The sequence below is a fragment of the Pantoea sp. SIMBA_079 genome, assembly GCF_046940275.1.
In the GTDB taxonomy this organism is placed as follows: domain Bacteria; phylum Pseudomonadota; class Gammaproteobacteria; order Enterobacterales; family Enterobacteriaceae; genus Pantoea; species Pantoea borealis.
The window spans coordinates 1-252 of the sequence record NZ_JAWRYR010000638.1; the positions used below are offsets into that span (position 1 = coordinate 1).

Sequence of the window (252 nt, forward strand, 5' to 3'; positions counted from 1 at the left end):
GTCGTAGAAGCGCGGGATCAGCTTGATCAGCGTCGACTTGCCGCTGCCGGAGCGGCCGATGATCGCGGTCACCGTGCCGGGCCGGGCGACGAAGCTGATGTCCTGCAGCGCCGGCGTGGGCTGGTCGGGGTAGCGCGCGGTGACACCACGGAATTCGATCTCGCCACGGGCGCGCGTCAAGGCGCGCGTGCCGGTGTCGCGCTCGTCGGGCGCGTCGAGGATCGTGAACAGACGCTCGGCCGAGGCGACGCC

General features: G+C 71.4%; 1 protein-coding gene. It reads right to left on the reverse strand.

The window, feature by feature from the left end:
• A partial coding sequence (locus SB719_RS21500; RefSeq protein WP_412159937.1) for an ATP-binding cassette domain-containing protein occupies positions 1 to 252 on the reverse strand: 252 nt, incomplete at both ends.